The organism is Actinoplanes sp. NPDC051343, from assembly GCF_044455125.1.
Classification (GTDB): Bacteria; Actinomycetota; Actinomycetes; order Mycobacteriales; family Micromonosporaceae; genus Actinoplanes.
The window spans coordinates 1-18,472 of record NZ_JBITEL010000004.1 but is presented as its reverse complement, the minus strand read 5'-3'; the positions used below and the strand labels follow the sequence as shown (position 1 = coordinate 18,472).

Sequence of the window (18,472 nt, the reverse complement as noted above, 5' to 3'; positions counted from 1 at the left end):
GATGGTCACCGTCCGCGGGCCGACGCGGCCACGGCCGCGCCGAGCCGGTCGCGGACCAGGCGGCGGGTCTCCGGGCGCGCCTCCGGCTTCCGGTACGCGTCGGCGACCAGCGCGAACAGTGCCGAGTCGCTGACCCAGTCCTCGACCCCGAACGCCAGATCGACCAGCGCCTCCCGGCGTGCCGACGTCTCCACGGCTCGTCGGGGGCGTGGTGCAGGATGCCCAGGCACACCCAGGGCTGCGGAACCGGTACCAGTAGCTCGGCGTTTCCCGGTCGAGGAAGTTCCAGCGCTGCCCGTCCGGCGCGGCCGGCGGATGCGCGAGCAGCCCGAGCAGGTCGTCGAGCGGCAGCGCACCGAACGGCTCGGCCTTGAACAGCCCGGAGAGCGGAGACGCCCACGGCTCACCGCCGAGCTCATGAAGCATCCGCACCGTCTCGGCCGACGGCGCTGCCACCGCGGGCACCGCGGTCGTCCCGTCGTACCGCCACACCCGATGACGACCGCCCCGCAGCGGACGGCGAATGTCCGGCTCCGGGAACGCCTCGACTCTGATGCCGCTCGGGCCGATGATCCGCCGGGCGACTCGTCCGGTTCGGTCGAGGCCCTGGAAGAACGCGGCGACCGCACTGGGTGCCTGGGCGACGGGCATCGTGACCAGCCCGACCGGCCGGTCCTCGGCCAGACGAGCGGCGAAGTGGTTGGCCGCCTCCGCGATCCGCTCGGTCGGCATCGGCACCGGGCTGAGCCACGGCCGCTCCGACCCGGCAAGCGCCGAACAGCACATGATTCATGTCACACGGATGCTCAGGGTCGTCGAACACCGCGACCAGATCCGCCACATCGCCGCCCGCCCGGAACCGAACCGCCCGCTCGGCCGCTGCGCGGTGCCGAAACCCCGGGTCATTCAGTAGCTCCGCAGCTTGGCGTCCGCCTCATCCCCCAGAATCACGGCCCGGAACCTAGCACCGGCACCGCGGGCCGCGCGGGGGACTCAGGCGATATCGGCGGGCTCGCCGGAACCCGCGTCGAAGGCCGGGCGCTGGACGGGCAGCGAGAAGCCTTCGTGCGTAGCCGGCTCGTCGTCGGACGCCTCGGCCCGGCGGGGACGCAGCATGCCGGGGCGGGTGGCGGGCAGCGGCTCGGAGTCGAGCAGCGGCGCCGAGCCCAGCGGCCGCATCCGGACGGCGGCGTCGGCGCTGTCGGCCGACCCGTTGCGCGAGGCCAGGCGGCTGGGGCGGTCGACGTGTCGAGGTGCCTCGCCAGAAGTCGACTCGGCCTGGTCCTCCTCGTCGAGGACGGCGGACGCCGGTTCACCCCGATCGGAGTGGTCGCTGGCGTCGTCTCCCGCCTCGTCGGAAACCTCGGCGGTCTCGGAGCCGGCGGCCGCATCGTCGCCGGTCGCCGTCCCAGCGGCCTCCTCCGACAGCTCGAGCTCGCCCTCGAAGGCTTCGCCGACCGGCTCGGCCTCCGAGGGATCGCCGGCGAAGGCGCTCTCCCCTTCGGAGGCAGTGTCACCCTCGTGGTCGGCAACCACGGGGAGGCCAACGCCATGCTCGACAGGCGCCGCGGGGAGATCGGCACCCGCACGCAGGCCGACGCCACCCTCGACAGCGTCCGCGGAGAGATCGGCACCCGCACGCAGGCCGACGCCACCCTCGACAGCGTCCGCGGAGAGATCGGCACCCGCACGCAGGCCGACGCCGCCCTCGGCGGGCGTCGCGGGAAGATCGGCACCCTCCTCGACGGCGAGCAACGTCGTCGCGGGGAGGACGGGTTCCTCGGGCGTACCGGAAACGCCGGAGGCGCCCGCGGCCGCGAGGGAAACGCTGTCGTCGGCCGCCTCGGCCCGGCGACGGCGGCGCGCCGGCTCGTCGTTGATGTCCTGGCGGGCGGCCGCCAGGTCGGGGCGAAGGGCGACCGTCTTGGCCGGGGCCAGGCCGGCCGTGACCGTCGAGGTGATTTCGGCCGCGTATTCGCCGTCGGGGTCGTAGTCCGGGTCGAAGACTGTCAGCTCCACGCCCAGGCAGTGGGGGCTTTCGACCAGGCCGGCCAGCAGCAGTTCGAGCTCGGGGAACGCGATGCCGCCCGGTGAGGGCGCGTCGACCGCGGGCATCACTGCCGGGTCGAGGACGTCGACGTCGACGTGGACCCAGTAGCCGGCGCAGTCGGCCAGCTGGTCGCGGGCCCACTGGGCGCTGCGGGCCGCGCCCTCGGCCCTCAGCGCCGGGACCGGGCGGGTGATGATGCCGGCGGCCTGGAGGTCGAGGCGGTGTTCGTCCTGGGCGCGGATGCCCAGGACGACCACGTCGATGTCGCGGAAGTAGGGGCGGCGGCCCTCGATCGACGCCAGGTCGGGCTGGCCCCGGCCGGTGACCAGCGCCAGGTCTTCGCCGGCGGCCGCGCCCACATAGGAGGCGTTGCCGGGGTGGCGGAAGTCGGAGTGGCCGTCGACGAAGACCAGGCCGATGTTGCCGCCGATCGTTTCGCCGAGGCGGTGCATCGCGATGCCCGAGCCGAGCAGGATGGAGCAGTCGCCGCCCAGGATCACCGGGAACTCGCCGGCGTCGAGGATCGCGCCGATGCGGTCGGCCAGGCTTCGGGAGTATGCCGCGATCTGCGGCGCGTGGGCGACCCCGTCGCCCGGCCGCCAGTCGCCCGCGTCGTAGCGCGGCGGGGTCAGGCAGCCGGCGTCGCGGGCGCCCAGCCGGCTGAGCAGACCGTGGTCACGGAGGGCTCCGGGCGCCTTGGCGCAGCCCGGCACCGACGTCTCGGTCGGCGGGCGCAGACCGAGATTGGACGGTGCGTCGAGGACAGCGATGCGGCGCACGGAGGCTTCCCTAGAAGAGTGCGCTGGCCAGGGCGCGCCGCGCCCCGGCCACCGCGGGATCGTCCGGGCCGGCCACGCTGAACAGCGACAGCAGGTGCTTGCGGACGGCGTCGCGGTCGTCGCCCGAGGTGCGCTTGACCACGGCGACCAGTCGTGCGTAGGCCTGGTCGGCCTGGCCGCTGAGCACCTCGACGTCGGCGGCCAGCTGCTGCGCCTCGAGGTCGTCGGGGTTGGCGGCCGCCTTGGCCAGCACGGCCGCCGGGTCGGCGCCACTGATGCGGCGGTAGAGCTCGACCTGGGCCAGGCCGGACGCGGCGGCCGCGTCGCCGGGCGTCTCGGCCAGGATCTTTTTGTACGCCGCCTCGGCCTCGTCGAGGTCGCCGGTCATCAGCGCGTCGTCGGCCTCGTCGAGCCGTGGGTCGGCGGGCGCCTCGACCGAGATGCCGCCGGCCTTGAGGACCGCGTCGACGTACTGCTTGACCTGGTGCTCGGGGAGCACGCCGGTGAAGCCCTCGACGAGCTGGCCGCCGACCACCGCGACCACCATCGGGATGCCCTGCACCCGCAGCGCCTGGGCGAGGCGGGGGTTGGCGTCCACATCGACCTTGCCGAGCACCCAGGTGCCGCCGCCCTCGCCGGCCAGCCGTTCGAGGATCGGCGAGAGCTGCTTGCAGGGCTCGCACCAGTCGGCCCAGAAGTCGAGGATGACCGGGGTCGACAGGGACCGCTCGAGGACGGTGGTCTGGAAATTGGCCTCGGTGACGTCGATGATCGTCTCGGCGCCGGGCAGGCCGTCGGGCGGGCCACCGGGCAGGCCGGACGGCACAGCGGTCTCGCTCGCGGCACTGGCGCTCGAGGCACTCGAGGCACTCGAGGCACCGGCACTCGAGGGGGCGGCCGGGCGGCCAGGGGCCGGCGCCGGCGTGCGCAGCGCGCTGAGATCGACCGCGCCGCGGGTGAAGATCGACGGAGTGGTCCGTGGGTCGCTCATAGCTACCTAGTCTCGCACGCTGACGAGGCGATTCGCCGCGCCGCCGGACAGCTGATATCGGACGTCACAAACCTAGAATCGGGCCGGCTCCCGATAGATGCCCCACTCGCCCTTCAGGGCGTCGCAGATCTCGCCCAGGGTCGCCTCGGCGCGGGCCGCCTCGAGCATCGCGGGGATCATGTTGCGCTCGGTGCGGGCGGTCGCGACCAGCGCTTCGAGGGCGGCCTTGACGCGTACGGAATCGCGCTCCGCCCGCCGCGCGGTGAGCGCGCGGTTCTGCTCGACCTCGACCTCGTGGGAGACCCGGAGGATCTGAAGGTCCTTCGTCACCGTGCCGGTGTGGGCGTTGACCCCGACGATGCGCTTGGCGTTCTTTTCCAGGGCCTGCTGGTAGACGAAGGCCGCCTCGGCGATGTTGGCGGTGAACCAGCCGTCGTCGATGCCGTGCAGGATGCCCTGGGTGATGGTGCCGTCCGAGCCGAGTGCCCGGATGCGGGCGAAGATCTCTTCCGCCTCGGCCTCGATGCGGTCGGTCAGCGCCTCGACGAACCAGGCCCCGCCCAGCGGGTCGGCCACGTTGACCACCCCGGTCTCCTCCATCAGCACCTGCTGGGTGCGCAGGGCGATCTCGGCCGACTCGTCGGTCGGCAGCGCGAGCGTCTCGTCGAGGGCGTTGGTGTGCAACGAGTTGGTGCCGCCGAGGACCGCGGCGAGCGCCTCGACCGCCGTACGCACGACGTTGTTGACGGGCTGCTGGGCGGTCAGGCTGACCCCGGCGGTCTGGGTGTGGAACTTCAGCCAGAGCGCCTTCTCGCTGGTCGCGCCGTAGTCGTCGCGCAGGTGCCGGGCCCAGATGCGGCGGGCGGCCCGGAACTTGGCGATCTCCTCGAAGAAGTCGATGTGGGAGTCGAAGAAGAAGCTGAGCCCGGGGGCGAACTGGTTGACGTCCAGGCCGCGTGACAGGCCCAGCTCGACGTAGCCGAAGCCGTCGGCCAGGGTGTACGCCAGTTCCTGCGCGGCAGTCGATCCGGCTTCCCGGATGTGGTAGCCGCTCACCGACAGCGGCTTGTAGCGCGGAATGGAAGCGGCGCAGTATTCCATCAGGTCGCCGATCAGGCGCAGGTGCGGCTCGGGGGCGAACAGCCACTCCTTCTGCGCGATGTATTCCTTGAAGATGTCGGTCTGCAGCGTGCCGTCGAGTTTGCCCAGGTCGGCACCCTGACGCTCGGCCGCCACCAGGTACATGCAGAAGATCGGCACGGCCGGTCCGGAGATCGTCATGCTGGTGGTGACGTCCTGCAGGTTGATGCCGTCGAACAGCACGTCCATGTCGGCGGCCGAGTCGATCGCCACGCCGCAGTGGCCGACCTCGCCGAGCGACTGCGGGTCGTCGGAGTCGCGGCCCATCAGCGTCGGCATGTCGAACGCCACGCTCAGCCCGCCGCCGCCCGCGCCGAGAATCATCTTGTAGCGCTCGTTGGTCTGCTTCGCGTTGCCGAAACCCGCGAACTGCCGGATCGTCCAGGTGCGGCCGCGGTAGCCGGTCGGGTAGAGCCCGCGCGTGTAGGGGAACTCGCCCGGCCAGCCGATCCGGTCGAACCCCGGATAGCTCACGCCGTCGGGCGGCCCGTAGACCGGCTCGACCGGCGAGCCGGAGAGTGTCGTGAAGTCGGCGTCCCGCTTGCGGGCCGCGTCGTAGCGCTGCTGCCAGCGCTCCCGGCCGGCGGCGATGTCGGCTGCATCCATGGCACCATCGTAGAGCAGAACTGAACGATCGCTAAGGCTTGTCAATCGATGGCCAGGCGCGCATGCAGGTGCATGTCGTGCCAGCCGTCGACGTGCCGGCCCTCGCCCCGCTGGGTTCCCTCGGCCCGCAGACCCGCCTTCTCGGCCACCCGGCACGAGGACGGGTTGGCGGTCGAGTGCGACGCCTGCAGGCGATAGAGGCCGAGAGTGCGGAAAACCCAGCCGGCCAGTGCGTCGAGGGCCCGGCGGGCCAGTCCCTCTCCGCGGGCCTCCGGCAGGACCCAGTACGACACACTGGCCGCGCCCTGACTCAGGTCCAGCCGGCTGAGGCTGATCTGGCCGACCGCCTCGTGACCGTCGCGGGTGATCGCCCAGCCCGCCCCGGTCTCGGCCGCCCAACGGCCCGGCCAGTGTGCGATCCAGGCGCGGGCCTCCTGCTCGTCCATCGACTTCACGTGCCACCGCTGGATCGCCGGATCGGCGTAACCGGCCAGCACGGTTCTCAGGTCGTCGTCCCGCCAGGGCCGCAGCACCACCCCGTCGCCGGCGATCTCCGGCTGTCGCATCCCGGCCATCGACCCGGCCGCCACGACCGGCTCGGTAAGCAGTCCCATGCCGAGGAACTTAAAGGATCACCGGGAGTAGGAGCGGGCGGCGTTCTTGACGGCGTACATCGCCATGTCGGCCGAGTGCAGCACCGAGTCGGCGTCGTCGGCGTCCGGGCGGCTGGTGGCCTGGCCCACGCTGGCCCGGAGGCGGACCTCGGCGTCACCCAGCCGGACCGTGTCGTTCAGGGCGGCGGTCAGCGCGTCGAGGAGGCCGGTCGGGTCGGCTGCCAGCACCGCGAACTCGTCGCCGCCGAGCCGGGCCACGGTGTCCTCGGCGCGTACGCACCGCCGCAACCGGGACGCCACCTCGACCAGCAACTGGTCACCGGTCGCGTGGCCGAGCGAGTCGTTGACCGGCTTGAAGTCGTCGAGGTCGATCAGGAAGACGGTGACCGGGCCGGTGGCCAGCAACTCGGTCAGCCGGTTCATGAACAAGGCGCGGTTGGCCAGGCCGGTCAGCGAGTCGTGGTAGGCCTGCTCGGTCAGCCGGGCGGCGAGCAGGTCGCGTTCGCGGAGCAGTTCCTCGATGTGGCGGAATGCGGCCACCTGACGGGCGATCACCAGGGCGGTGGTGACCATCGAGCCGGTGATCACGCTCCAGCTGCGCCACGACAGGCCGTCGGCGGCCATCGACCCGACGGACGCCGCCCAGGTGACGGCCATCGCGGCGTACGGCAGGGAACTGTAGGCCCGGCGGGGCCGACGGACCGCTCCCGACGGATGAGATCGGTTCCGTACCCACTGGATGCGGAAACCGACGGTCAGCAGCGTGCTCGCGACGATGTTGCCGGCCATCACCCAGGTGCCGCCGTGTGGTTTCAGATAGAACGCCGCCGGGGCCGCCTGGGTGACGGCCTGCACCGCTCCGGCCAGGCCGGTGACGATCGCGGCCGGGCGGGTGAACGGCGGCCGGTTGCCCAGGAACAGTTTGACCAACGCGAACAGGGCGACCAGGAAGATCCCGGGCTGAATCAGCAGCGCGGTGGTCAGGTCGATCGCCCAGCGCCAGCCGGTCTCGCCCTGCGGAAGCTGGAGGAGCAGCAGGCCGCAGGTGGTCGCGCTGCCCATGACGGTGGCCATGTCCAGCCGCAGCCGGGACCGTTCCCCCTTCTCGGTGCGCCCGCTCGGGTAGCGCAGCATGCCGACCAGCAGCAGGGCCATCGCGATGACGGTCATGGCGGCCTGCACGTTGCCGCCGATGATCGTGAAGCGGCTGGGCGGGAAGTACGCGCACTCGCAGATCTCGACGAGGTCGCCGGCGACGAGGGACACGCCGGCCCAGGCGGCGAGAGTCCACATCCGGCGGCCGCCGTCGTCCTTCCGGTTGAGCACGGCGACACCGCGCGCGACGTAGACGTACGTCAGGTGGATGACGCCGAGCGCGATCCAGCAGGGCACGCCGAGCGAGGCCCATCCGCCCGGGGCGAAGCCGACGGCCAGGGGGATCACGAGGATGCCGAGCACGGCGAGCACCACCGCCAGGAGGTCCGGGCGTCGCCCGCTCATGAACACCTCGATCCGCGCAGCCCCGGGCCGGACGGCACGGGTCTGAACCGATGATCGGCGGCGGCGGCGGCCGGATGAGTGCTTCCTAGACCCGGTGTTCGAGGATCCAGGCCTGGGGGTCGCCGTTGCGGTAGACCAATTTCATGATCAACGGCGTGAGCGCGTCGCGGATCGCCCCGCCGACCGGCCCGGCCGTCTTGCCGCTGCCGTTGCGCCGGCCGACCGCAACCACCTTCTCGACCCGGCGCCGGCGCCGCTGCTCGTAGTCGGCGAGCGCGGCCGCCAGGTCGCCGGCCCCGGCCCCGGCCCCGGCCCCGGCCTTGGCCCCGGCCTTGGCCAGCGAACGGCTGAGCGTCGCCGCGTCCTCCATCGCCATCGAGGCCCCCTGCCCGGAGGCCGGCGAGACCGCGTGCGCCGCGTCGCCGAGCAGCACCACCCGGCCGCTGCGCCAGGCCGGCACCCGCGGCAGGTCCTCGGTGTTCCATGGGCCGAGCGCCTCGCTGGTCGCCCGCACGATCGCGGCGGCCGGGCCGGCGTCGCCCGCGAACAACTCGATCAGGTGGGCCCGCCAGCCCTCCGGGGTGAATTCGCCGGAGCGCACCGGCTGTTTCCTCGGCGGGTTCGCGAACCACCACACCGCGCCGTCCGGCGCGATCGTCCAGCCGAAGAACGACCGCTTGCCGAAGGTCATGTGCACCACGCCGGGCGTGCGGTCGAGGTCGGCCTCGATCGGCCGGTCGGTGAAACCTCCGGCGTTGAGAAGGCCGAGATAATTCGGCGCCGGGCCGTTCGGGTTCAGGGCTGCGCGCGTACGGGATCGGAGCCCGTCCGCCCCGACGAGAAGTTCGCCGGTCGCGGTCGTCCCGTCGGCGAATCGCACCGTCACCCGGTCACGTTCCTCGTCGACGCCGTCCAGGCGTTTCCCGTACGCGATCGGGGTGCCGCGCTCGGCCGCGACCGTGCGCAGGGCGGCGTAGAGGTCGGCCCGCCGGATCGTCGTCGTGGTCGTGCCGTCGGGGAGCGGGCCGCCGAGCGGGAGGACCGCGAGCCGCCGCCCGGCGCCGTTGCCGAGTTGCAGGGCCGGCGTGGCGAAGCCGGCCTTCAGAACGGCGGACGGGTCGAGGCCGAGGGTCCGTAGCGCGTTGAGCCCGTTGACCGCGACGGTCAGGAACGCGCCGCGCTCGTCGGCGTCGGCGGTCTTGGCCTCGTAGATCGTGGGCCGCCATCCGGCGTCGTGCAGGGCGATGGCGGCGAGCGTGCCGGCGATGCCGCCACCGGCGACCACAGCTGCTTTAGTCATACTCTGACTATCCATGACATGACTACTAACCGCAAGCCCTTTAGGCTGGGACCGTGACCTCCACGGAACCGCGCCGCTCGACGTTGGGACTGGTGTTGCTGGCGCTGCTCGTCGAGGCGCCGATGCACCCCTACCGGATGCAGCAGGTGATCAAGGAGCGCGGGCAGGACCAACTGGTCAACGTGGCCCAGCGCAACAGCGTCTACCAGGCCCTGGAACGCCTGGTGCGGGACGGACTGGCCCGCCCGGCGAGCACCGCCCGCGAGGCGGGACGCCCGGAGCGGACGACGTACGAGGTGACCGACGCCGGCGCCGACACCATGCACCGCTGGCTGACCTCGATGCTGCCGACGCCGGCCCGCGAGTTCCCGGAGTTCCCGGTCGCGCTCGCGCTCCTGGCGGTGCTCGCCCCGGCGGTGGTGCAAGAGCTGCTGGAGAGGCGGATGCGGGCCCAGGAGGAGCGGCTGACCGCCCTGCGGGAGCAGGCCCCACCGGGCATGCCCCGGCTGTTCCTGATCGAGGACGAATACCGCGCGGCGATGGTGACGGCCGAGATCGCCTGGCTGAAGGGCGTGGTCGACGACCTCGCCACCGGCCGCCTGACCTGGGACCTCGAGCTGATCACCCAGACCCTGGAGCAGTTCAGCCAGGCATGAGAGACGCTCAGCCCGGCGCGAGAGACGCTCAGCCCGGCGCGAGAGACGCTCAGCCCGGCGCGAGAGACGCTCAGCCCGGCGTGAGAGACGCTCAGCCCGGCGTGAGAGACGCTCAGCCCGGCGTGAGAGACGCTCAGCCCGGCGTGAGAGACGCGAGGATGATCTCGCGCGCGGCGCCGACCGTGGCCGCGAAGGTGGACGGGTCGCGGCCGATGCCCTCGGCGCCCGCCCGCATGACCCCCGACAACAGCTCCACCGTGAGCGGCACGTCGCCGACATCGCGGAACTCTCCGCGCGCGATGCCGTCCCGTACGACGTTCTCCACCTCGACGACGATCGCGTGGAAGGGGCCGCCGGGCCCCTTCGGCATCTCGTCGACCAGCGGGCCGGAGCCGGGCCGGAACATCGGTTGCATGGCCGGGTCGGTGGAGGCTTCGAGGACCGCCTCGACGATCTCCCGCATCCGCTCGGCGGCCGGGGCCTCCGAGCGCGCGGCGATCGAGGCGACACTTTCGAGCGCGGGCCGGGCCGCCCGCCGGGTCAGCGCCAGGACCAGCGCCCTCTTGTCGGGGGCGTAGTTGTAGAGCGTGTTGCGGGCGAGGCCGGCCCGGGCCGCGATGTGGCCCATGTTTATCGAGTCGTAGTCGCGCTCGAGCAGCAGCTGCCGCATCGCCTCGGCGAGGTCGGCCCACACCATCTCGTGGTGCTCGGAGATGCTGGCTCCCCGGATGCGCGGCATCCGATCATCCTGCCGCACCCCGGGCGACGCCCGACAGCTGCGGGTTCTCCTGGTACGTCGAGGTGAGCTTCACGCGGCTGAGACGCCAGCCGTCCGCCGTGCGGACCGCCTCGTTGTCGTAGAAGCCGACCACCAGCCAGCGGTTGGGCCCGCCGCCGGCGACGTCGTCCGGGACCCAGTGCTCGGCTCGCACGTGGGCGTGGATCGTCGCGCGGTCGCCGTCGAGCTCGATCACGTGCCCGGTGATGACGTGGTGGGTCGCCGCGAAGGGCGCGAAGGAGCCGCGGAGGATCTCGACGTAGTCGGGCAGCGGGGTGGTCATCGGCGGGATGGGGGCGACCGAGGAGAAGTCGAGTGTCACCGGGTCGGTGAAGACCAGGCCGGGCAGCTCGGTGAACTCCTTCCGGTCGGCGATGTCGGCGTAGCGTCCGAACAGTTCGATGAGATCGGCACGGTCGTCCATCAACGGGCACCCTTCGTTACGACAGCCTGTCGCAAAAGATTACGACAGGCTGTCGCTAAAAACTAGAGCCCCTTGATCAGCTCGTCGGCGGCGGCGTACGGGTCGATGTCACCGTCCGCGACCCGGGCGGCGAGCGTCGCCAGCGCCGTACCCTCGCGGACGCCGCCGATCCGCGCCCGCAGCGTGCCCAGCGCGATCGCCTCGACCTCGCCCGCGGCCCGGCGCTCGCGCCGGAGTCGCAGGTTTCCGGTGTCGGTGAGCCAGCCGCGATGCTTCCCGATCGCCGCGACCACGTCGTCGATGCCCTCGCCGCGCACCGCCGTCGCCCGCACCACCTGCGGCCGCCAGTCGCCCGGCTCCCGCTCGCCCAGCGCGAGCATCCCCTGGATGTCGCGGTAGGTGGCGTCGGCGCCCGGCCGGTCGGCCTTGTTGATCACGAAGATGTCGGCGATCTCGAGCACGCCGGCCTTGACCGCCTGGATCGCGTCGCCCATGCCCGGCGCCAGCAGGACCAGCGTGGTGTCGGCGAGGGAGGCGATCTCGACCTCGGCCTGGCCGACGCCGACCGTCTCGACCAGGATCACGTCACAGCCGGCGCCCTCGAGCACCCGGACCGCCTGCGGGGTGGCCGCGGCCAGGCCGCCCAGCTGGCCCCGGCTCGACATCGAGCGGATGTAGACCCCGCGGTCGGTGGTGTGTTCCTGCATGCGGACCCGGTCACCGAGGATCGCTCCCCCGGTGAACGGCGAGGACGGGTCGACGGCGAGCACACCGATCCGGTGCCCGGCCGCTCGCAGCGACCGGACCAGTTCGTTGGTCGTCGTGGACTTGCCCACGCCGGGCGCGCCGGTCAGGCCGACGACCTGGGCACGGCCCGCGTAGGGCGCCAGCGCGGCCGCGACGTCGGGCAGCGCCGGGTCGCCGTTCTCGACCAGGCTGATCAAGCGGGCCACCGACCGCGGGTCGCCGTCACGGGCCGCGGCGACCAGCGCCGGTACGTCGCGGCTCCGCCTCACGGCACCCGCACGATCAGAGCGTCACCCTGTCCGCCGCCCCCGCACAGGCCCGCCGCGCCGAGGCCGCCACCGCGGCGCTTCAGTTCGAGGGCCAGGGTGAGCACCAGGCGGGCGCCCGACATGCCGATCGGGTGGCCGAGCGCGATCGCGCCGCCGTTGACGTTGACGATCTCCTCGTCGACCTTCAGTTCGCGCGTCGACTGGATGACCACCTGCGCGAAGGCCTCGTTGATCTCGATCAGGTCGAGGTCGTCGGTGGTCAGGCCGGCCTTGCCGAGGGCGTGCCGGATCGCGTTGGACGGCTGCGACTGCAGCGACGCGTCGGGGCCGGCCACGTTGCCGTGCGACACGATCTCGGCCAGCCAGGTCAGCCCGAGCTCCTCGGCCTTGGCCCTGCTCATCACCACGACCGCGGCGGCGCCGTCGGAGATCGGCGACGAGCTGCCGGCGGTGATCGTGCCGTCCTTGGCGAAGGCCGGGCGCAGCTTGCCGAGTGACTCGGTGGTGGCCTCGGGCCGCACGCCCTCGTCGGTGTCGATCGCGGTGTCGGTGCCGCGCTGCCCGGTCCGGACCGGCACGATCTCCTCGGCGAACCGGCCCTCGCGCTGGGCGGCGGCCGCCCGCTGGTGGCTGCGGGCCGAGAAGGCGTCCTGCTCCTCGCGGCCGATGCCGAGGTCTTTGCCGCTGCGCTCGGTCGACTCGCCCATCGCGACGCCGTCCCACGGATCCATCAGACCGTCGAACGCCATGTGGTCGCGCACCAGCACGTCGCCGAACTTGGTGCCCTGCCGCTGGTTCATCAGCAGGTGCGGCGCGTTGGTCATCGACTCCATGCCGCCGGCCACCACGATGTCGAACTCGCCGGCCCGGATCAGTTGGTCGGCCAGCGCGATCGCGTCGAGCCCGGACAGGCACACCTTGTTGACCGTGAGGGCGGGCGTCGTCATCGGGATGCCCGCCGCGACCGCCGCCTGACGAGCCGGGATCTGTCCGGCACCGGCCTGCAGCACCTGGCCCATGATCACATATTGCACCTGGTCGGGGCGGACGCCGCCGCGCTCGAGGGCGGCTTCGATGGCCCGGCCGCCGAGTGCGGTGGCGGACACGTTCCTGAGGTTGCCGAGCAGGCGGCCCATCGGTGTGCGGGCGCCACTGACGATCACCGAGCTGGTCACGGGTGCTCCCCTTAACGGACGTTTAGTTAGGTAAGACTAGTGCCATGACCGACACCTCGACCAACCCGGCCCCCGCCGTCGAATTCTTGCGCATCGACCACGTCGGTGTCGCGGTTGCCGACCTGGATGCGGCACTGACCTTCTATGCCGAGACCTTCGGCATGCGCTGCGTGCACGAGGAGACGAACGAGGAGCAGGGCGTTCGCGAGGCGATGCTGGCGGTCGGCGACGGCAGCGGGCCCCGCCTGCAACTGCTCGCCCCGGCGCGGCCCGACTCGGCGATCGCCAGGTTCCTCGACCGGAGCGGCCCGGGCCTGCAACAACTGGCCTACACGGTGGCCGACGTCGAGGCGACCGCGGTGGCGCTGCGGGCCCGCGGGTTGCGCCTTCTCTATGAGACGGCACGCCGGGGTACGGCCGGGTCGCGCATCAACTTCGTGCACCCGAAGGACGCCGGAGGAGTTTTGGTGGAATTGGTGGAGCCTGCGTGATTCGTACCTCTTGTGAGTGAATCATCCGCACATCGGCGGCCCGGGCTGGCAGGATCAGGGGCATTGAGCGGCGCGACCGCGATACTCAGTGGACAGTTGCTGACCGAACCCCGGATGTAGCAGGTGGCGGTGCGGGCGAGCCGTTGCCGACACCCGGACGGTCGCGCCCGCCCGAACAGCCGACGGCCATGCTCCCGGGCTGGTCAAAGCTGATCTAGGTTTGCTTTTCTGATGTCCGTTCGCTCTTGCGTGGCCCGTGTGTCTTCGCCAGGATGGCCCAATGCCCCAGCAGCAGGATCAGAACCTGGCCTTCTTCGACACCGCAAACTCCCAGCACGATTTCACTGTCGTGCTGCGTGGTTATGACCGGGGGCAGGTCGACGCCCATCTCGGCCGCCTGGTCGCCGCGCTCAATCAGTCCGAGCAGGCCCGTGGCGAGGCCGAGCAGCGGATGAACGATGCGCAGCGCCGTCTGCGCCAGGCTGAGCAGCGTCTCAACGCCCTCGAGCAGAAGCTGGCCGACAGCAACAAGCTGCTCGAGGAAAACAACCGGCCGACGCTCTCCGGGCTGGGCACCCGGGTCGAGCAGATTCTGCGGCTGGCCGAGGAACAGGCCAACGATCACCGCAGCGAGGCCAAGCGGGAGTCCGAGGGCATCCTCTCCGCGGCCCGCCTCGAGGCGCGCGAGATCACCGACAAGGCGCGGGCCGAGGCCGCCGCGATGAAGGCGACCGCCGAGCGTGAGGCCGGCCAGGTGCGCACGCACGCCGAGCGGGAGGCCGCCGAGGCCCGGGTGCAGGCCCGGCGCGAGGCCGACACGCTCCGGTCCGATGCCGACCGGGAGACCAAGCAGCTGCGCACGGTCACCGCGCACGAGGTCGCCGAGCTGAAGTCGACGGTCGAGCGCGAGGTGGCGTCGCTGCGGGCCACCGCCGAGCGCGAGATTACCCAGCTGCGGGCCAAGGTCTCCCGCGAGTCGGAGGAGAAGCGCGCCGAGGCGACCAAGATGCTGACCGACGCCCGCGACAAGCGCGACAAAGACCTGCAGGCCCTGGCGCTCGAGATCGCCGAGCGGCGCGAGAAGGCCGAGCGCGAGGAGTCGCAGCGGCACCACGCCCAGGTCACCGCGACCCAGAAGATGGTGTCCGAGGCCGAGCAGCGGGCCAGCGCGGCCGAGGACCGGGCCAAGGAGATCGAGCAGCGGGCCGAGCAGCGCCGGGTCGAGTCGGAGCGGCACGCCAACGAGACCACGGAAAAGTCGCGCGCCCTGGCCGAGAAGACGGTCAGCGAGGCCCGCGCCGAGGCCCAGCGCCTGCTGAGCGAGGCCCGCACCGAGGCCGAGCTGACCACCCAGGCGGCCAAGCGCGAGGTGGAAGACCTGACCCGTCAGAAGGACGCGGTCACCAACCAGCTGGGCCAGATGCTCTCCGGCCTGTCCGGTCTCGTGCCGGGCGTCGGCGGCCCGGCGGCCGCCGCGGCGGCAGCCAAGCCGGCCGAGGCGGCGAAGCCCGCCGAGGCTCCGGCGCAGCGCGCTCCCGAGCAGGCCAAGGCCGAGGGCGACAAGCCGGTTCCCGCCCAGACCAACAGCTGAGACGAGCCGAAAGCCGGGCCACCAGGTGATTCTCAGCTGAGTCATTCGCCACTGGCCGCTTGAGTTGCGTACTTCCGGTGGGTACGCCACGGTAAAGCGGACGGCGGCCAACCTGTACGACGAAGGCCGTATCGGAGTTTCTCCGATGCGGCCTGACTCGTTTGTGGGCGCGTAGCCTGGCCATGTCGGCCGGCCCAGACAAATCACAACTAGACGCATACTCCGCTCAGGACGGTGTGTATCGGTACGTCGCGGGACGATGCGTATGTGAGGATGGACAACATGTCGCACGGCGGTGAAATCTTCGGTCTCGGCGGGGACGCGGCCACCGAGCCCAGCTTCGAGACCGCCCTGCGGGGATACGAGAAGAAGCAGGTCGAACGCTACGTCGCCCGAGCCGAGAACGAGATAGCCGCGCTGTCCGCCGAGCGCGAGCAGGCCTACTCCCAGATCCAGGCGATGAACGCGCGGATCGAGCAACTCCAGCAGGAGGCCGTCCAGGCCCGCCGCCAGGGTCCGCTCAGCGGCGAGGTCTCGTTCCGTCACCTCGGCCCCCGGGTCGAGCAGATCCTCACGCTGGCCGAGGAGCAGGCCGAAGCGATCAAAGCATCGGCCACCGACGACATCGCCGGCCGGCTGGCCGAGGCGGAGCGCATCCGGGCCGAGGCCGAGGCACACGCCCACGACGCCGTCCGCGACTTCGAGATCGCGCTGGCCGCCCGCCGCAAGGACGAGGAGCGAGCCGACGCGGCCCGGCGCGCCGCGTCGGAAAAGGCGCTGGCCGCCGCCCGCCACTCGGCCGAGCAGATGCGCGCCGAGGCCGAGCAGGCGCTGGGCCGGGCCCGCGCCGAGGCCCAGCAGATCACCGACCGCACCGCCCGCGAGACCCAGCGCGCCCGCGCCGAGGCCGACGGCTACGTCCAGTCCACCCGCATGCAGGCCGATCAGGAGATCAAGGCCCTGCGGGAGAAGGCGCAGCAGGAGATCGTGGCCGCCCGGGCCGCCGCCGAGCGCGACCACAGCGAGCTCAAGGCGAGCGTCGAGCACGAGCTGGCCCAGCGCCGCCAGGCCGTGGTGCAGGAGCTGGCCCAGCTCCGCAGCGGGGTCGAGAAGCAGTGCGCCGACTTGCGCAACGAAGCCGACAAGTACGCCGAAGAGGTGCTCCGCCGCTCCGACGACCAGGCCACCGCGGTCCGCAAGGAGATCGCCGCCCAGCAGGAGAAAATGGCGAAGTCGGCGCGCGAGCTCGAGGCCGCCGAGGCCAAGATCGCCGAGGCTCAGGGCCGGGTGACCGCGGCCCAGGACCAGGCGCGCGCCGGCGAGCAGGAGGCCGCGCGGGTCGGCCAGCGCCTCTCCGCGACCCGGAAAGAACTGGAAACCGAGATCAGCCGGCTGGCACAGGCCAAGAAGGCGGGCGAGGCCGCCGAGCGGCACGCGGCCGACGTACGCCGTCAGGTGCAGAAGGAAGCCAAGCGGGTGGCCGAACTGGCCTCCGCGGCGGTGCTCGCCGCGGCCGCCTCGCCCGACGACCTACCGGACGACGTTCCGGCCGAGCCGGAGAAGGCGGTGGCCGGCGGCCCGGTCGGGGCCCACTCCGCGGAGGCCAAGGCGTCCCACGCCGCCGCCGACGCCAACCCCAAGGCCGCGCACGCCGCGGTCGACGCCAACCCCAAGGCCGCGCACGCCGCCGATGCCAACACCAAGGCCGCGCACGCCGCGGTCGACGCCAGCACCAATGCCGCGCACGCCGCCACCGACGCCAACACCAAGGCCGCCCATGCTGCTGAGGTCAAGGGCGCGCACGCCGCGGCCGACAAGCCCGGCGCCGGGCAGCACACGTCGGGCAAGGTCTCCGCGTCGGCCAAGGTGACCGTGCCGCCGGCGAGCCGGGTCGGGGCCGACGCCGAATAATCACCGTCGCAAATTCGGCCGACACCGAAGTAAGGCGTAGCGTTTCCGGCTCCGGTGGAGATAACGTCCCGGCCGACAGCTTCGGCCGACGACGGAAGGCTTCCCGGTGACCGATCACCCGACCGCGCCCGAGAAGACCGCGCCCGAGAAGACCGCGCCTGAAAAGACCGCTCCTGAAAAGACCGCTCTCGAAAGGACCGCTCTCGAAGAGACCGGGCCCGAAAAGACCGGGCCCGAAAAGACCGGGCCCGAGACGGCCCGGGCCGTGGACGACCCGCCGGTCGACGCGGCCGAGGAAGACCACCGGGCGGGCCGCTTCGGGCGACCCGGGCCGCCGCTGAGCCGGCGTAACCCGTTCATGTTCGGCCTGCTGATGGGGCTCGGGCTGATCCTCGCGTACGCGATCTTCCTCGGCGTCCGCAACGCCGCCTCGATCCTGGTTCTGATCTTCATTGCGCTGTTCCTGGCGATCGGCCTCAACCCGGCCGTGGTCCGGCTGCGCAAGTGGGGTCTGCCGCGCGGCGCCGCCGTCGCGATCGTCGCCCTGGTGGTGGTCGGCCTGCTCGCCGGGGCCATCGTCTCGCTGATCCCGCCGCTGGTCAGCCAGACCACCCAGCTGATCAACAACGTGCCGGACTACATCGAGAGCCTCCAGCGCAACAAGACGGTGAACGACCTGGTCCAGCGCTACGACCTGCTCACCAAGGTCAAGAACGCGCTCAACCCGACGACGGTCGGCAGTGCGGTCGGCGGCGTGCTCGGCGGGGCCAGGCTGCTGTTCGGCACGATCTTCAACGTTCTCACCGTGCTGGTGCTGACGATCTACTTCATGGCGTCGTTCGACCGCATCCGCGAGGGCGGTTACTCGCTGGTGCCGGCGTCCCGGCGCAACCGGGTGCGCCTGCTGACCGACGAGATCCTGACCAAGGTCGGGGCGTACATGGTCGGCGCGTTGATGATCGCGCTGGTGGCCGGGGCGAGCAGCTTCGTGCTCGCCCTCATCCTCGGACTGGGCTACCCGTTCGCGCTTGCCGTCGTGGTTGCCGTCTGCGACCTGATCCCGCAGATCGGGGCCACGCTGGGCGCGGTGATCGTGAGCCTGGTCGGCTTCGCCCACTCGCTGACCGCCGGCCTGGTCTGCGCCGCGTTCTTCATCGTCTACCAGCAGATCGAGAACTACCTGATCTATCCGAACGTGATGCGCCGCTCGGTCAAGGTGAGCGACGTGGCCGCGGTGGTGGCGGCCCTGCTCGGGGTGGCGCTGTTCGGCGTGATCGGGGCGCTGGTGGCGATCCCGATGGTTGCGGCGGTCCAGCTGATCATGCGCGAGGTGCTGGTCCCCGCGCAGGAGGACCGCTAGTGTGGTGCGCCGGAAGTCCCTAATCTAAATGTAGGCTGTGGTCATGTCTGGTCGTGGCCGGCCGCGGGCCGAGTTGGTGCTCAGCGACGA

The 18,472-nt window shown here is 71.8% G+C and carries 17 protein-coding genes and 1 pseudogene; 6 read left to right on the top strand and 12 right to left on the bottom strand.

Annotation, left to right across the window (positions count from 1 at the left end; translation table 11 throughout):
• Positions 1-5: 5 nt before the first annotated feature.
• Positions 6-194 carry a hypothetical protein gene (locus ACIA5C_RS14195; protein WP_396054409.1) on the bottom strand — a complete coding sequence of 63 codons (189 nt, stop codon included), beginning with the start codon at positions 192-194 and terminating at the stop codon, positions 6-8.
• Positions 195-700: 506 nt separating this feature from the next.
• Between ACIA5C_RS14195 and ACIA5C_RS14190 the strand changes: the two genes are divergently transcribed.
• Positions 701-913 carry a hypothetical protein gene (locus tag ACIA5C_RS14190; RefSeq protein WP_396054407.1) on the top strand — a complete coding sequence of 71 codons (213 nt, stop codon included), beginning with the start codon at positions 701-703 and terminating at the stop codon, positions 911-913.
• 1,015 nt (positions 914-1,928) lie between these two features.
• Here the strand turns inward: ACIA5C_RS14190 and ACIA5C_RS14185 are convergent.
• The 6 genes and pseudogenes from ACIA5C_RS14185 to ACIA5C_RS14160 all read right to left on the bottom strand — a co-directional run.
• A pseudogene (locus ACIA5C_RS14185) lies at positions 1,929-2,829 on the bottom strand (arginase family protein); the annotation flags it as partial.
• 10 nt (positions 2,830-2,839) lie between these two features.
• A complete protein-coding gene (locus tag ACIA5C_RS14180) occupies positions 2,840-3,820 on the bottom strand; it encodes a tetratricopeptide repeat protein (protein WP_396054405.1) in 981 nt (326 codons plus the stop codon).
• Between the two features lie 72 nt (positions 3,821-3,892).
• Positions 3,893-5,566 (bottom strand): methylmalonyl-CoA mutase, encoded by a 1,674-nt coding sequence (locus tag ACIA5C_RS14175; RefSeq protein ID WP_396054403.1) that lies wholly within the window; start codon positions 5,564-5,566, stop codon positions 3,893-3,895.
• 41 nt (positions 5,567-5,607) lie between these two features.
• The gene (locus tag ACIA5C_RS14170; RefSeq protein WP_396054401.1) at positions 5,608-6,180 is read right to left on the bottom strand and encodes a GNAT family N-acetyltransferase; all 573 of its coding nucleotides are present in this window, start codon (positions 6,178-6,180) and stop codon (positions 5,608-5,610) included.
• A gap of 18 nt (positions 6,181-6,198) precedes the next feature.
• The gene (locus tag ACIA5C_RS14165; RefSeq protein WP_396054399.1) at positions 6,199-7,680 is read right to left on the bottom strand and encodes a diguanylate cyclase domain-containing protein; all 1,482 of its coding nucleotides are present in this window, start codon (positions 7,678-7,680) and stop codon (positions 6,199-6,201) included.
• Between the two features lie 85 nt (positions 7,681-7,765).
• Positions 7,766-8,980, bottom strand: coding sequence for an FAD-dependent oxidoreductase (locus tag ACIA5C_RS14160; protein WP_396054397.1), 1,215 nt, complete (start codon positions 8,978-8,980; stop codon positions 7,766-7,768).
• Positions 8,981-9,033: 53 nt separating this feature from the next.
• Between ACIA5C_RS14160 and ACIA5C_RS14155 the strand changes: the two genes are divergently transcribed.
• Positions 9,034-9,636, top strand: coding sequence for a PadR family transcriptional regulator (locus ACIA5C_RS14155; RefSeq protein ID WP_396054395.1), 603 nt, complete (start codon positions 9,034-9,036; stop codon positions 9,634-9,636).
• Positions 9,637-9,769: 133 nt separating this feature from the next.
• On the opposite strand, the gene ACIA5C_RS14150 is transcribed toward ACIA5C_RS14155, so the two are convergent.
• The 4 genes from ACIA5C_RS14150 to ACIA5C_RS14135 all read right to left on the bottom strand — a co-directional run bounded on the left by ACIA5C_RS14150 (position 9,770) and on the right by ACIA5C_RS14135 (position 13,029).
• Positions 9,770-10,375 carry a TetR/AcrR family transcriptional regulator gene (locus ACIA5C_RS14150; protein ID WP_396054393.1) on the bottom strand — a complete coding sequence of 202 codons (606 nt, stop codon included), beginning with the start codon at positions 10,373-10,375 and terminating at the stop codon, positions 9,770-9,772.
• Positions 10,376-10,379: 4 nt separating this feature from the next.
• Positions 10,380-10,838: a nuclear transport factor 2 family protein gene (locus ACIA5C_RS14145; RefSeq protein WP_396054391.1), complete on the bottom strand. Its 459-nt coding sequence runs from the start codon at positions 10,836-10,838 to the stop codon at positions 10,380-10,382.
• A gap of 62 nt (positions 10,839-10,900) precedes the next feature.
• Complete coding sequence (gene meaB / locus ACIA5C_RS14140) at positions 10,901-11,854, bottom strand: methylmalonyl Co-A mutase-associated GTPase MeaB (RefSeq protein WP_396054389.1); 954 nt, start codon at positions 11,852-11,854, stop codon at positions 10,901-10,903.
• A complete protein-coding gene (locus ACIA5C_RS14135) occupies positions 11,851-13,029 on the bottom strand; it encodes an acetyl-CoA C-acetyltransferase (RefSeq protein WP_396054386.1) in 1,179 nt (392 codons plus the stop codon). The genes meaB and ACIA5C_RS14135 overlap by 4 nt, the downstream gene beginning before the upstream one ends.
• 44 nt (positions 13,030-13,073) lie before the next feature.
• Between ACIA5C_RS14135 and mce the strand changes: the two genes are divergently transcribed.
• From mce to ACIA5C_RS14120, 3 genes are all read left to right on the top strand, one after another.
• A complete protein-coding gene (gene mce / locus ACIA5C_RS14130; RefSeq protein ID WP_396054384.1) occupies positions 13,074-13,520 on the top strand; it encodes a methylmalonyl-CoA epimerase in 447 nt (148 codons plus the stop codon).
• Between the two features lie 280 nt (positions 13,521-13,800).
• Complete coding sequence (locus tag ACIA5C_RS14125; RefSeq protein WP_396054382.1) at positions 13,801-15,111, top strand: DivIVA domain-containing protein; 1,311 nt, start codon at positions 13,801-13,803, stop codon at positions 15,109-15,111.
• 282 nt (positions 15,112-15,393) lie between these two features.
• The gene (locus tag ACIA5C_RS14120) at positions 15,394-17,022 is read left to right on the top strand and encodes a Laminin subunit beta-1 (RefSeq protein WP_396054380.1); all 1,629 of its coding nucleotides are present in this window, start codon (positions 15,394-15,396) and stop codon (positions 17,020-17,022) included.
• Positions 17,023-17,136: 114 nt separating this feature from the next.
• Here ACIA5C_RS14120 and ACIA5C_RS14115 read toward each other — a convergent pair whose 3' ends face one another.
• Positions 17,137-17,382 carry a pentapeptide repeat-containing protein gene (locus ACIA5C_RS14115; RefSeq protein ID WP_396054378.1) on the bottom strand — a complete coding sequence of 82 codons (246 nt, stop codon included), beginning with the start codon at positions 17,380-17,382 and terminating at the stop codon, positions 17,137-17,139.
• Between ACIA5C_RS14115 and ACIA5C_RS14110 the strand changes: the two genes are divergently transcribed.
• A complete protein-coding gene (locus ACIA5C_RS14110) occupies positions 17,288-18,382 on the top strand; it encodes an AI-2E family transporter (protein ID WP_396054376.1) in 1,095 nt (364 codons plus the stop codon). The genes ACIA5C_RS14115 and ACIA5C_RS14110 overlap by 95 nt on opposite strands.
• Positions 18,383-18,472: the final 90 nt, after the last annotated feature.

Bases quoted from the DNA above. Each gene is read 5' to 3' on its own strand.
- ACIA5C_RS14180 (WP_396054405.1), bottom strand. From the start codon at position 3,820: ATGAGCGACCCACGGACCACTCCGTCGATCTTCACCCGCGGCGCGGTC.
- ACIA5C_RS14175 (WP_396054403.1), bottom strand. From the start codon at position 5,566: ATGGATGCAGCCGACATCGCCGCCGGCCGGGAGCGCTGGCAGCAGCGC.
- ACIA5C_RS14170 (WP_396054401.1), bottom strand. From the start codon at position 6,180: ATGGGACTGCTTACCGAGCCGGTCGTGGCGGCCGGGTCGATGGCCGGG.
- ACIA5C_RS14165 (WP_396054399.1), bottom strand. From the start codon at position 7,680: ATGAGCGGGCGACGCCCGGACCTCCTGGCGGTGGTGCTCGCCGTGCTC.
- ACIA5C_RS14160 (WP_396054397.1), bottom strand. From the start codon at position 8,980: ATGACTAAAGCAGCTGTGGTCGCCGGTGGCGGCATCGCCGGCACGCTC.
- ACIA5C_RS14150 (WP_396054393.1), bottom strand. From the start codon at position 10,375: ATGCCGCGCATCCGGGGAGCCAGCATCTCCGAGCACCACGAGATGGTG.
- ACIA5C_RS14145 (WP_396054391.1), bottom strand. From the start codon at position 10,838: ATGGACGACCGTGCCGATCTCATCGAACTGTTCGGACGCTACGCCGAC.
- mce (WP_396054384.1), top strand. From the start codon at position 13,074: ATGACCGACACCTCGACCAACCCGGCCCCCGCCGTCGAATTCTTGCGC.
- ACIA5C_RS14125 (WP_396054382.1), top strand. From the start codon at position 13,801: ATGCCCCAGCAGCAGGATCAGAACCTGGCCTTCTTCGACACCGCAAAC.
- ACIA5C_RS14120 (WP_396054380.1), top strand. From the start codon at position 15,394: ATGTCGCACGGCGGTGAAATCTTCGGTCTCGGCGGGGACGCGGCCACC.
- ACIA5C_RS14115 (WP_396054378.1), bottom strand. From the start codon at position 17,382: ATGAACGGGTTACGCCGGCTCAGCGGCGGCCCGGGTCGCCCGAAGCGG.